The following is a 12,406-nucleotide window of genomic DNA, read 5'->3' as shown; positions in this document are numbered from 1 at the left end:
CTTGAATGTATTTCACCGTCTGCAATTTAAACTCGTCGTTATAATGCTGCCTCGTTTTCCCCATTGTGAACACCTCACCTTTTATTAGGATTATTATCTGTCCAACGTTACGAGGTGTCCACTTTTTATTCTAATTGCATTTTCCCGCTTACAGCGCACGTCAATCTCTTGTTTCCATTCAATAACACGGAAATTCCCGCTTACAGCGAGATTCCATGCAATTTCCACAATCACACCAACAGCAAGTTGCTGCAAAAACCCACATCCATTATCGCCTGCAGTAAAGTAAACAGCGTTTATCGGGGAAATGAAGCCGACATGTAAGCGAGCGACAAAGAGACGATTGGGTTCGCATAAACGAAGAGGCGGTCCCTTTAGTAGTAAACTACTTTAAGGGACCGCCTCTTCATTGGCGAGCTATGCGATTATACGCGCGTCACTTTACCTGCTTTAAGTGCACGTGTGCTAACATAAACGCGTTTTGGTTTACCGTCCACGAGGATGCGGACTTTTTGAACGTTTACGCCCCAAGTGCGGCGGTTTTTATTGTTTGCGTGAGAAACGTGATTACCTTTTCCTGGTGCTTTACCAGTAAGGAAGCATTTGCGAGACATGGAATACACCTCCTTTAAGTTTTTCGCGAAGCTTCGAGTGAGAAGTCCTCCACGAGAGTGAAAAACAACATCGGAAGCCTACGCTAGATTACATACATGTATAATCTTCATGCGAGTAAAAAACCCGCTTAGGAAGCAAGGGAAGCCCATGCAATAAACATACTTAAATATAATAGCACAACTTATTCGTTCCATCAAGCTTCTGAAACCAAGGTATTTCGCCGATAATGGAGTAAAGAGAAGAATGTAGCCGATAAAGCAGGACTAGGCTTCTATATCCTTGACATTTATAGTACAATATTGATTAGTCCATAATATTTAACGTAAAGGAGTGGCTTCCATGCCTCTGCAGCTTAACTCGGAACTTGGAAATGTATTCATCTCGGACCACGTCATCTCCGTACTGGCCGGCTCGGCGGCGCTTGACTGTTATGGACTTGTCGGGATGGCCTCGCGCAAGCAGTTGAAGGACGGCATTGCGGAATTGCTGGGTCGCGACAATCTTTCCCGGGGCGTTGAAGTGCGTCGTGAGAAAGAAGACCTGCACATCGATTTATACATTATCGTTAGCTATGGAACAAAAATATCAGAGGTAGCGCATAATATTCAATCAAAAGTGAAGTATGTGCTCAACGAAGTCGTTGGCTTGAAGGTCGACCATGTTCATATTTTTGTCCAAGGCGTGCGTGTATCTGGTTAGGAAGGGGAATTGACGTTGAGTAAACGCTTTATTAACGGATCAGACCTATCAGAGATGGTACTGACAGGAGCGGAATGCTTGCAACGTAACGTAGAACGCGTTAACTCGCTTAATGTATTCCCGGTTCCTGACGGTGATACCGGAACAAATATGAACTTGACGATGACATCGGGCGTCCGGGAATTGCAGAGCAAACAGTCACATGCAGTAGGCAAAGTTGCGGAAGCGCTTTCCAAAGGCTTGCTGATGGGCGCTCGGGGCAATTCAGGCGTTATTTTGTCACAGTTGTTCCGCGGGTTTGCCAAGAGTCTGGCCAGCTTGGAACAGGTTGGCACGTTACAATTTGCCGCTGCGCTGCAGAATGGTGTCGATATGGCATATAAAGCTGTGGTGAAGCCTGTCGAAGGTACGATTTTAACCGTTGCGAAGGAAGCTGCCAAGCACGCTGTTTCCTATTCTCGCAGAACAAGCGATATGGTTGAATTAATGCGCGAAATACTTGAGAAGGCCAATGAAGCGCTGGAGCGGACGCCGGAGTTGCTGCCAGTCCTGAAGCAGGTCGGCGTGGTGGATTCGGGCGGACAAGGTCTTGTATATATTTATGAAGGCTTTTTGCGGGCGCTTTCTGATCCCCAAGGGCTGGATAATAATGAGTGGATGTCTACTGAAGCAGCTATGCCTTCACAGGTCGCTCCTACGCAAGCATCACGCGATGTGCCGGCTGTTACGATGCCGATGCATGCTCAAACTCGTCTTTCTACGGAAGCGATTGAGTTTCTATATGATATGGAATTTTTCATTAACCGCAAATCAGCGACAACGACTTCCCTTAAATTCGACGAAGCGCTGTTCAAGGGCATGCTGTCCAGAGACGGCGATTCCATCCTTGTCATCGTAGACGACGATATTATCAAGGTGCATGTTCATTCACGCAAACCAGGCGATGTATTGAATTATGCGCTTCCATACGGGGAATTGACTGATATCCACATTCTCAATATGCGCGAGCAGCATCGGGATATCGTCTCATCTGATCCTGGATATAGCAGCGAAGCGGACGAGAAGGCGGTCGCGGCAACGATAACCAATGTGGAGGAAGCTGCGCTAGGTTTAGCTGTGCCTGAAGTGCTGACTGGCGTCAAAGCAGATTCCTCCAAGGCTCAGCAGGCGCATGAATGGGCGCCTTATGGCATTATTGCGGTTGCAATGGGCGAAGGAATTGCTTCGATATTTCTTGAGAACAATGTGGATGTCGTGCTGTCCGGCGGACAAACGATGAACCCGTCAACTGAAAATTTCGTGCATGCGATCGAATCCTTGCCGGCAGAGCACATCTTCCTGCTCCCGAACAATAGCAATATTATTTTGGCTGCACAGCAAGCGGCAGAATTATGTGAACGCAATGTCACTGTCATTCCGACACGTACGGTTCCACAGGGTCTGGCAGCTGTCCTTGCTTTCAGGGATGAGCAATCAGCAGCATCAAACACAGATGCGATGTCTGAGGCAGCCAAAAGCGTACAATCGGGCCAAGTCACACATGCGGTTAGAGATACTTCGATTGACGGCATCGACATTCGTGAAGGAGATTACATCGGGATCAAGGAGAAATCAATCGTGACCTCGTCTTCAAGCCTTCAGGACACCTGCAAAGCGCTGCTGGCGCAGATGCTGGAAGAAGGCGGAGAGCTTGTTACTGTACTAACAGGCGAGCAGGCAAGCGAGGAAGATACGACGGCATTGGTCGACTGGGCTCGCGAGACGTATCCGGATGCTGAATTGGAAGTGCATGAGGGCGGGCAACCGTTATATCCTTATCTATTTGCAGTTGAATAGGGGAGACGCATATGGGGAAAGTGAGAATAGTAACGGATAGCACAGCAGATATTCCGAATGACGTTCTTGAGCGGCTAGGTATTGCAAGAGTTTCGCTGAAAGTTATTTTTGGTGAACAGGCCTATCTGGATTCCGTTGAGATTAACTCAAGTCAATTTTTTGAGAAATTGATAAGTTCTTCAGTTGTGCCTACGACTTCTCAGCCGTCACCATTAGAATTCATGGAAACGTACGAGAATATTTTGAAGCAGGAGCCTGACTCGTCCATTATTTCGATACATTTATCCGCGGCGCTAAGCGGGACCTATCAGTCCGCTATGCTCGGCCACTCCATGATGGAGTGCGAGTGTGATGTGACTGTTATTGATTCCAAAACGGCCTCCTATGGCTTCGGCATGATGGTAATCAAAGCTGCCGAGATGGCTGCTGCGGGCAAATCCAAGGAAGAGATTCTGGTGGAGATCGAACGACTGCGACTGGATAAGAGAATTTACTTTCTGGTCGATACGCTTGAGTATTTGCAGAAGGGCGGCAGAATTGGCAAGGCAGCGGCGCTGTTCGGTTCCATTCTGAATGTGAAGCCGATTCTTACGGTAGATGAAGAGGGTATGGTATCGGCGATCGATAAAGTGCGTGGGCAGAAGAAAGCGATGCATCGCATTATAGAGCTGTTCAAACGCGATTTTGGCCAGGAACCGATAAATATGATGATTGGCTGGGCGCATACGAAGGAGCTTGCGATGGAGCTTGCAGAGCTTGCGAAGAAGGAGCTTAATGTTCGCAGTGTTGGTGAAACGGAGATTGGGCCGGTCATTGGGACACATGTAGGTCCGGGGACTGCTGCGTTATTTATAAATCGGGTGTGAGGTAGAAATGATGAAGCTGGAAGAACTGTCTGTCCGGCAAATTAAAGGCGTGAGCGCTCAGAAAGAAGGAGAGCTTCACGCCTTTGGCGTCCATACAGTCGCAGATTTGCTGGGTTATTTCCCATTCCGCTATGAGGATTATAGAATCCGGGGATTAACGGAAGTGAAGGATGGAGAGAAGGTAACTGTACAAGGGAAAATAATGGGCGATCCGCTGCTGCAGCGTTATGGAAAGGCGAAATCCAGACTCACTTGCAAGGTCGTGGTGGATGGAGTGCTCGTTACTGCAGTCTGGTTTAATCGGCATTTCCTGCAGGAGCAAATCGTGCCAGGAAGAGATATCATCCTTACAGGCAAATGGGAGCAGCGAAGACTGCAGCTGACTGTATCTGAATCTGAGTTCCCTGATCGGGGCGCGGCAAGAAGCGGAACACTTCAACCCGTATATTCTGTAGGCGGGAGCCTGACTCAGCCATGGATGAGAAAGACGATTAAGCAAGCTCTCCTTCAGTTCGGACCTATGGTGGAAGAGCTTCTCCCAACTGAATTGATGGACAAGCACCGGCTTATGCCAAGAGCGGAAGCGATCGCCAGAATACATGCGCCGGATGATTCGACTGAAGGGCAAGCGGCCCGACGAAGACTTGTTTATGAAGAACTGTTCTTGTTTCAATTGAAGCTGCAAGCCTACCGTTCGCTGAACCGCAGTCGAAAGGACGGCGTTGCCATAGCAGTGGATCCCGAAATTATACGTCAGTTTGTTCGAACGCTTCCTTTCGAGCTGACCGACTCTCAGAAGAAGGTCATCAATGAAATTTTAGCGGACATGAGGAAGCCCTCCTGTATGAATCGGCTGCTGCAAGGCGACGTAGGGTCTGGAAAAACGGTTGTTGCAGCCGTGGCGCTATTGGCAGCGGTCAAGAGCGGCCATCAGGGCGCGCTAATGGTACCCACTGAGATTCTGGCGGATCAGCATATGAGATCGTTGCAGAGGCTGTTTGAGCCTGCTGGCGTGCAGGTTGGCCTATTAACAGGGAGCATGACAGAACGCAGGCGCAGAGACGTACTGGCAGGGCTGCTGATGGGTCTTACCGATATCGTTGTAGGGACGCATGCCATTATTCAAGAGGGTGTGAATTTTCGCAGCCTGGGTCTTGTCGTTACAGATGAACAGCATCGTTTCGGTGTGAATCAGCGGAGCATATTGCGGCGCAAAGGGATGAATCCTGACGTTCTGACGATGACAGCAACTCCAATTCCTCGCACATTGGCGATAACAGCATTCGGGGACATGGACGTTTCGACGCTTCGGGAGCGGCCGCAAGGGCGCAAGCCGATCAAAACCTATTGGGTGAAGCATGGCATGCTGGAGCGTGTCCTTGGTTTTATTCGGCGCGAGGTTGATGCGGGGAGGCAGGCATATTTCATATGCCCGCTGATTGAAGAATCAGATAAGCTGGATGTCCAGAATGCAATTGATTTGCATATTCAGATGCAGCAGGCATTCCCTGATTTGGCGATTGGACTTCTTCACGGAAGACTCTCAGCCGGGGAAAAGGATGAAGTGATGCGTGCTTTCAGTGACAATGAGGTTCATATGATTGTAGCAACGACAGTCGTTGAGGTCGGTGTCGATGTGCCTAATGCAACACTTATGATCATCATGGATGCAGAGCGGTTCGGCTTGTCCCAACTGCATCAGCTTCGCGGTCGTGTAGGGAGAGCGGAGCATCAATCCTTTTGCGTGCTCATTGCGGACCCTAAGTCGGAAATCGGGCGGGAGCGCATGAAGGTCATGACCGAGACGGATGATGGCTTCGAGGTTTCCAGAAGAGACCTGGAATTGCGGGGTCCGGGAGATTTCTTCGGCACGAAGCAAAGCGGTGTGCCTGAATTCAAGCTCGCCGATATGGCCGCTGATTTCGCTGTTCTGGAGGAAGCCAGAGACGATGCGGCAGATCTAACCTCGCGTGAGACATTTTGGACAGATGCGATATATACGCGATTGCGAGAGGTGCTCCAGAAGGAACAATTATTTCAAGGCGATTTACTGGACTAGTTTTTTTTGTGTGCGTGGCGGCATAAAGTAGAACGAATGGCTCGTTATAGCCAGACGGAGGTGCTTAGCCGCAATGAGCTACACAAAGTATGGAATACGACCGGACTTCGTCGAGCGCGTGAAGGGCAAGATGAAGAACAAGGCGGTCAAGGATCGAATCAAGCTCGTGCTGGATGGCGTGAACAAATACGATTTGCAGGATCGCACGAAAGTGAAGAGGCTGGTTCGAACCTCTGCGCATATTTTGCAGGAAACGCTGACGGAATCCCAAGAGGAGCAATTAGTTGCTTTCGTGCTTGGTCAACGAATCGATCCCAACAATACATTGCATCTGCTCAAGCTATGGGCTATGTTCCGCTGATCATCTGATCAGCGGTTCCTTTGTGTTCAGGCTTGTTGTACATACGGCTCAATACACGAGGGATCATCCTTCGACACACTGCCCACCGAAGACGCTACCGGATAAGACTCAAGTTCTTCATCGGGATAAGGAACGAGCAGCCTGCTTAGTAAATCCTGATTCTGCAGGGAGCGGTCCAGCCACATAGCCTCATCCTCTTGCTTTAGAATAACGGGCATTCGATTATGAATCGGCGACATCAGTGCATTCGGCTCTGTTGTCAGAATCGTGCACGTACTTAGCTTGCTGCCGTCCGGCTTCAACCAAGTATCATATAAGCCAGCAAAGCTGAACAGCGCGCGGCTGCGAAGTACGATGCGGAAGGGCTGTTTGCCCGCAGGGGTCTTCATCCACTCATAAAACCCGTCAGCGGGGATGATGCAGCGTTTGCGACGAATAAGCTCTTTGAAGGCCGGCTTGCTCCACACCGTCTCAGCGCGGGCGTTGATCATTTTGCTTCCAATTCGCGGATCATCCGCCCATTCAGGAATGAGCCCCCATTGTAGCTGTCCCAGACGGTTTGCCTGTCCATCATGGACAATGGCATAGACCTTATGCGTTGGCGCGACATTATATTGTGGACGATGATAAGGAATGGAGATCTCTCCAATCATATAACGCAGCATTAACTCTTCAATATCAACAGTAATCGTATACCTTCCGCACATCGGTGCTTCTCCCTCTCTCGGCAGGATTGGATTTACATTAATAAGGTTAATTAAATCTATTAATGTCATTAAAATTTTAAATTCCCTCAAATTCTAGAAAATGCTAAAAAACTCTGAAAAAGATAGAATTATAAAGATATGATAAAGTATGCGGTCATTTGCCAATCAAAAAGGCAACTTCCAAGATTTTATAATTTTATGACTATCCTGTATGATGGAGTGGTGTTAAAAGCGGTTTCAGTTTAGAGAAAGGATGGATGCATTCGCTTTACTTGGCGGAAATAAACAAACGTTTTCTCATGCTGCTGATAGGTTACAGAAAAAACCGGCATGGGTCAACCCGCAAGAGATTATGTAACCGATTCCTTTCCCAAACAAACCCTTTCAAGCACAAAAAAATGAAGGGTGGTTCGACAAATCGATGAACAAAAAAAATGTACTGGTCGTGCTCGTCGCTTTGATCATGGTATTCTCACTGGCAGCATGCAGCGGGAACAACGGCGGCAACAAGAGTGAAGGGGAGAAGGCAACAGGCAACGCACCTGAAGCCCCCAACAATTCTAACACGACTCCTGAAGTGGAAGAACAGCTTAATCCAGAGCCAGACGTGAAAGAGCTGACGGTATGGTCAGCGGGAACAGAGCAAGCGCTCGTTCTGGAAGCGGGCAAGGTGTTCAAGGAAAAGTACGGCATCGATGTTAAATTTGAAGATGTCGGAGCAGACAAATCGTTTGAAAGGATGATTACAGACGGACCAGCTGGGGTTGGCGCTGACGTGTTCCTGGGCGTTCATAACCAGATTGGGGTCGGCACGAATGCCGGTATCGTTCTTCCAAATGACTTCCATGAGGAAGAGACCAAAGCCAACAATAACCCGATGGCGATTGATGCTATGACAATGGACGGCTTGCTTTACGGCTATCCGCTTTCCGTTGAGACGATCGGCGTCTACTACAACAAGGATTTGGTCCCTAACGGAACGGCTCCTACCAAATGGGAAGATATCATCTCATTTGCGAAAGAATTTAACGATGTAAAAGCTCAAAAATATGCCTACATGTGGCAAATGGGCGATCTTTACTGGACATGGTCCTTCTTCAGCGGATATGATGCCTATATTTTCGGCGACAACGGCAATAATGTTGCCGATATCGGCCTGAACTCCGATGCAGCTGTCGAGGCTGCCAAGTTCTATCAAAGCTTAAAGGAGATTCTGCCTCTAGCTACCGCGGATGTGACACCCGATATTAGAACAAGCCTGTTCACATCAGGCAAGCTGGCGATGAACGTGAGCGGCCCTTGGCAAGCAAATGAGTTCAAGAAGGATGTCAAAAATGTCGGACTGATGGAATTCCCGGCGTTGCCAAACGGCAAAGTGATGAAGCCCTTCTCCGGTATTAAAGGCTTCTATGTCAGCGCGAACTCGAAATTTCCAAATGCATCCAAGCTGTTCGCGCATTTGATTACATCGGAAGAGTTCCAGATGAAAAATTTCGAGCTGTTCGGCAATTTGCCAGCGAATAATGTTGCAGCGAGCAGTGAAAAAGTTACATCTGACGAATTCTCGGCCACTTTCCTGAAAATCTTTGCGAACTCAGTGCCGATGCCAAAAGCGTCCGAGATGACCACGCTTTGGAATACGCATGAAGCTACTTTCGCAACTTTGTGGAACGATCAGGCAGATGCCAAAACAGTTCTGGACGATTGGACTGTCAAGATCAAAGACGCTATTGCTGTTATGAACAAGTAATTTGCTATACTAGCTTTATTCTAATGATATAGGAATGCATTCAAGGCTTTCTTCGAATCCGCTTCGGATAATTCGGAGAAAGCCTCTTTTTGCATGAAAAAAGCTCAATACAGCATGATAGGCAGCATTCATTTCGTATAGATATCGCTATGCGGTCATTCATAATATTCTATATTATGTTAAAAAAATGACGAACGAGATGGAATTCTATAGATAATATAAAGTTTTCGTGTATTTTCCAATCAAAAAGACGATTTCCAAGATTTTATAAATTTATGATTATCCTGTATGATTAAGTGGTGTTTAAGCGGTTACATTTTAGAGGGAGGAAGATTTTGTTGCAAGGCTTGGCGGGGATAGAGGAAAGTAGGCTGCTGGTGCTGACAGGCTGCAGGAAAAATGAAGGGTGGTTCGACTGATTGATGAACAAAAGAAATGGATGGATGATGTTCGTCGCAATGATCATGGTATTCACATTGGCGGCATGCGGCGGAAACAGCGGCGACACCAAGAATACGGGAGAAGAGTCGCCAGTCAACACACTGGCAGCAGGCGAGGAAGAGGAATTTCTTCCTGAGCCAGACGCGAAGAAGCTGCTTGTATGGACATCGGGAATGGAACAAGCGCTCGTTCATGAAGCAGGGAAGGTGTTCAAAGCGAAGTATGGCATCGAGATTGAATTTGAAGATGTCGGGGCAAGCGGCTCGTTCGAGAGAATGTCTTTGCAAGGACCTGCGGGGGTTGGCGCCGATGTATTCATGGGCATTCACGACCAGATCAGGATAGGGACGAATACTGGTATTATACTTCCGAATGATTATCATGAGGAAGAGACCAGAGCCGCCAATAACCCGGTAGCAACCGAGGCGATGACAGTAGACGGCCTGCTGTACGGTTATCCGCTGTCTGTTGAAACGTTCGGCATTTACTATAATAAGGATCTGGTTCCTAACGGAGAGGCCCCTGCCAATTGGGACGATATCATCGCATTCGCCAAACAATTCAATGACGATACGAATGAATATCAATATGCTATTATGTGGCAAATGGGGGATCTCTACTGGTCATGGCCTTTCTTCAGTGGATACGGAGCTTATATTTTTGGCGATAATGGCAATGACATTGCCGATATTGGCCTCAATTCCGACGCCGCTGTCGAGGCTGCCAAATTTTTTCAAAGCCTGAAGACCATTCTGCCTGTGAACAGCGCCGATGTGAATGCTGAGATCAGAGTAGGTTTGTTCACGTCGGGGAGGCTGGCGATGAATGTGAGCGGCCCGTTGCAAGCAAAGGTGTTTAAGAACGAAATCAAAAACGTTGGTTTAATGGAATTTCCCAAGCTGCCGAACGGTAAAATTATGAAGCCCTTCTCCAGTGTTAAAGGCTTCTACATCAACGCAAATTCGGAATATCCAAATGCGTCCAAACTATTCGCACAGCTGATCACATCGGAAGAGTTCCAATTGAGGAACTACGAGCTGTTTGGCAATTTGCCAACGAACATAACTGCTGCCAAAAACGAGAAAATTACTTCTGATGAATTCTCGGCCACTTTCATGAAAATTTTAGAAAACTCAGTACCAATGCCAAAAGCGCCCGAGATGCTCACACTATGGATGACGCACGAGGCTGTTTTCTCGAATTTGTGGGATAAGCAGGCCGATGCCAGAACGACTCTGGATAATTGGGTTAAGGATATCAAAAACGCTATTTCTATCATGAACAACTAGTTCGCCATGTCAGCGAATTTTATCCATATAGGAAAGAATCACGGTGCTTTTACTGGAAAGCTAACAGATGATTCCGAGAAAACCTTCAGGGTGTAGAAACTATATTTCAAAAGTTGCAAAAAACTTCGAAAACAGAAGAAATAACTAGATAATAAAAAGTTGAAGTGAATTTAGCGACGAAAAAGGCGAAGAAAAGGACTTAACAAATCCGCGTCTATCATGTATGATGAAAAAGTATTAAAAGCGCTTTCAGTAATTGATTGGCTGATAATCGTTTCAATCAGCTATTTTTTGGGTAAACTGCACAAACGTTTGCACACATTGGGCAGCATTGCCAAAAGACAGCGCGGGTCAACCCGTAACGAAGAAAGATGTCAGCACTTTCAAGACAGAGAGCTTTTAATTCACAGAAAATAAGGACGAAGGGTGGTTCAACAGAATTATGAACAGAAAAAATGTACTGATTTCGATCGTTGCTTTGACCATGGTGTTCTCATTGGCAGCATGTGGCGGCGGAAACAACAAAGAGGATAACAACAAGAAAACGAACAACACTGCAGGATCGACAAACACGCCTACTAACGAAGCTCCTCCTGCTGAAGAAGAAGTGCTCACTCCTGAGGAAGGCACGAAAGAAATCACTGTATGGTCATCCGGTACTGAGAAAGCGCTGGTTGAAGAAGCTGGTAAAGCTTTCAAAGAAAAATATGGTATCGATGTTAAATTTCAAGATGTAGGCCCAGACAAATCTGTTGAGAGAATGATCACTGACGGACCTGCTGGCGTTGGCGCTGACGTATTCTTCGGCGTTCATGATCGTCTTGGTTCTGCAGTTAAAGCTGGTATCGTTCTTCCGAATGACTTCCACGAAGAAGAGACTAAAGCAAACACGAATCCAATCGCAGTCGACGCTTTCACAATGGACGGTCTTCTGTATGCGTACCCAATCTCCGTTGAAACAATCGGCGTTTACTACAACAAAGATCTTGTTCCTAACGGCGAAGCTCCTAAAACTTGGGACGAAGTTATCGCATTCGCTAAAACCTACAATGACACGAAAGCTCAAAAATATGCTTACATGTGGGAAATGGGTAACCTTTACTGGACTTGGAACTTCTTCACTGGCTATGATGCATACATCTTCGGCGACAACGGCAACGATGTATCCGATATCGGTCTGAACACGCCAGGTGCTGTTGAAGCTGCTAAGTTCTACCAAAGCCTGAAAGAAATCCTTCCACTTGCAACTGCTGATGTTGTAGCTGACATCAAAACTAGCTTGTTCACTTCCGGCAAGCTTGCAATGAACGTTTCTGGTCCTTGGCAAGCAAACGAGTTCAAAAAAGAAGTTAAAAACGTTGGTCTGATGGAATTCCCTACTTTGCCTAACGGTAAAGCAATGAAACCTTTCTCCGGTGTTAAAGGCTTCTTGGTAAGCGCGAACTCGAAAGCTCCAAACGCTTCCAAATTGTTCGCTCAATTGATCACTTCTGAAGAGTTCCAACTGAAAAACTTTGAACTGTTCGGTAACTTGCCTGCTAACGTTAAAACAGCTCAAAACGAAAAAATCACTTCTGATGAGTTCTCTGCTACTTTCTTGAAAATCTTCGAAAACTCTGTACCAATGCCTAAAGCATCCGAAATGGTTGCTCTGTGGAATACGCATGAAGCACTGTTCGGCACCCTGTGGAACGAGCAAGCAGACGCTCAAAAAACATTGGATGACTGGGTTGTAAAAGTAAAAGACGGTATCGCCACAATGAACAAATAATCTAAGTCATTA

General features: G+C 47.0%; 10 protein-coding genes. 8 read left to right on the top strand and 2 right to left on the bottom strand.

From position 1 onward, the window contains the following. Positions 1-425 precede the first annotated feature (425 nt). On the bottom strand, positions 426-614 hold the full coding sequence (gene rpmB, locus L6H65_RS03955; protein WP_236339109.1) for a 50S ribosomal protein L28: 189 nt from the start codon (positions 612-614) through the stop codon (positions 426-428). 340 nt (positions 615-954) lie between these two features. Here rpmB and L6H65_RS03950 point away from each other — a divergent pair, with 340 nt between their 5' ends. The 5 genes from L6H65_RS03950 (at position 955) to L6H65_RS03930 (ending at position 6,436) form a co-directional block, all read left to right on the top strand. Next, complete coding sequence (locus tag L6H65_RS03950) at positions 955-1,314, top strand: Asp23/Gls24 family envelope stress response protein (RefSeq protein ID WP_236339108.1); 360 nt, start codon at positions 955-957, stop codon at positions 1,312-1,314. A gap of 15 nt (positions 1,315-1,329) precedes the next feature. Continuing rightward, a complete protein-coding gene (locus tag L6H65_RS03945) occupies positions 1,330-3,150 on the top strand; it encodes a DAK2 domain-containing protein (protein WP_503827044.1) in 1,821 nt (606 codons plus the stop codon). 11 nt (positions 3,151-3,161) lie between these two features. Beyond that, positions 3,162-4,016 carry a DegV family protein gene (locus L6H65_RS03940; protein ID WP_236339107.1) on the top strand — a complete coding sequence of 285 codons (855 nt, stop codon included), beginning with the start codon at positions 3,162-3,164 and terminating at the stop codon, positions 4,014-4,016. A gap of 10 nt (positions 4,017-4,026) precedes the next feature. Continuing rightward, a complete protein-coding gene (gene recG / locus L6H65_RS03935) occupies positions 4,027-6,075 on the top strand; it encodes an ATP-dependent DNA helicase RecG (RefSeq protein WP_236339123.1) in 2,049 nt (682 codons plus the stop codon). Between the two features lie 73 nt (positions 6,076-6,148). Further along, positions 6,149-6,436: a stage VI sporulation protein F gene (locus L6H65_RS03930; RefSeq protein WP_236339106.1), complete on the top strand. Its 288-nt coding sequence runs from the start codon at positions 6,149-6,151 to the stop codon at positions 6,434-6,436. A gap of 26 nt (positions 6,437-6,462) precedes the next feature. Here L6H65_RS03930 and L6H65_RS03925 read toward each other — a convergent pair whose 3' ends face one another. Continuing rightward, complete coding sequence (locus L6H65_RS03925; RefSeq protein ID WP_236339105.1) at positions 6,463-7,143, bottom strand: SOS response-associated peptidase; 681 nt, start codon at positions 7,141-7,143, stop codon at positions 6,463-6,465. Between the two features lie 421 nt (positions 7,144-7,564). On the opposite strand from L6H65_RS03925, the gene L6H65_RS03920 reads away from it, so the two are divergent. The 3 genes from L6H65_RS03920 to L6H65_RS03910 all read left to right on the top strand — a co-directional run bounded on the left by L6H65_RS03920 (position 7,565) and on the right by L6H65_RS03910 (position 12,394). Further along, complete coding sequence (locus tag L6H65_RS03920) at positions 7,565-8,893, top strand: sugar ABC transporter substrate-binding protein (protein WP_236339104.1); 1,329 nt, start codon at positions 7,565-7,567, stop codon at positions 8,891-8,893. A gap of 422 nt (positions 8,894-9,315) precedes the next feature. After that, positions 9,316-10,623, top strand: coding sequence for a sugar ABC transporter substrate-binding protein (locus L6H65_RS03915; protein WP_236339103.1), 1,308 nt, complete (start codon positions 9,316-9,318; stop codon positions 10,621-10,623). 442 nt (positions 10,624-11,065) lie between these two features. Further along, positions 11,066-12,394 carry a sugar ABC transporter substrate-binding protein gene (locus L6H65_RS03910; protein ID WP_236339102.1) on the top strand — a complete coding sequence of 443 codons (1,329 nt, stop codon included), beginning with the start codon at positions 11,066-11,068 and terminating at the stop codon, positions 12,392-12,394. Positions 12,395-12,406 lie beyond the last annotated feature (12 nt).

Origin of the sequence: Paenibacillus plantiphilus (genome assembly GCF_927798095.1) — a bacterium.
Lineage (GTDB): Bacteria > Bacillota > Bacilli > Paenibacillales > Paenibacillaceae > Paenibacillus_Z > Paenibacillus_Z plantiphilus.
Note: the sequence above shows the minus strand (reverse complement) of the source record. Positions and strands in the feature narration are given on the sequence as shown.

Excerpts from the sequence above, each read along its gene's own strand:
- rpmB (WP_236339109.1), bottom strand. The coding sequence starts at position 614 with ATGTCTCGCAAATGCTTCCTTACTGGTAAAGCACCAGGAAAAGGTAAT.
- L6H65_RS03915 (WP_236339103.1), top strand. The coding sequence starts at position 9,316 with ATGAACAAAAGAAATGGATGGATGATGTTCGTCGCAATGATCATGGTA.
- L6H65_RS03940 (WP_236339107.1), top strand. The coding sequence starts at position 3,162 with ATGGGGAAAGTGAGAATAGTAACGGATAGCACAGCAGATATTCCGAAT.
- L6H65_RS03950 (WP_236339108.1), top strand. The coding sequence starts at position 955 with ATGCCTCTGCAGCTTAACTCGGAACTTGGAAATGTATTCATCTCGGAC.
- L6H65_RS03930 (WP_236339106.1), top strand. The coding sequence starts at position 6,149 with ATGAGCTACACAAAGTATGGAATACGACCGGACTTCGTCGAGCGCGTG.
- L6H65_RS03910 (WP_236339102.1), top strand. The coding sequence starts at position 11,066 with ATGAACAGAAAAAATGTACTGATTTCGATCGTTGCTTTGACCATGGTG.
- recG (WP_236339123.1), top strand. The coding sequence starts at position 4,027 with ATGAAGCTGGAAGAACTGTCTGTCCGGCAAATTAAAGGCGTGAGCGCT.
- L6H65_RS03920 (WP_236339104.1), top strand. The coding sequence starts at position 7,565 with ATGAACAAAAAAAATGTACTGGTCGTGCTCGTCGCTTTGATCATGGTA.
- L6H65_RS03925 (WP_236339105.1), bottom strand. The coding sequence starts at position 7,143 with ATGTGCGGAAGGTATACGATTACTGTTGATATTGAAGAGTTAATGCTG.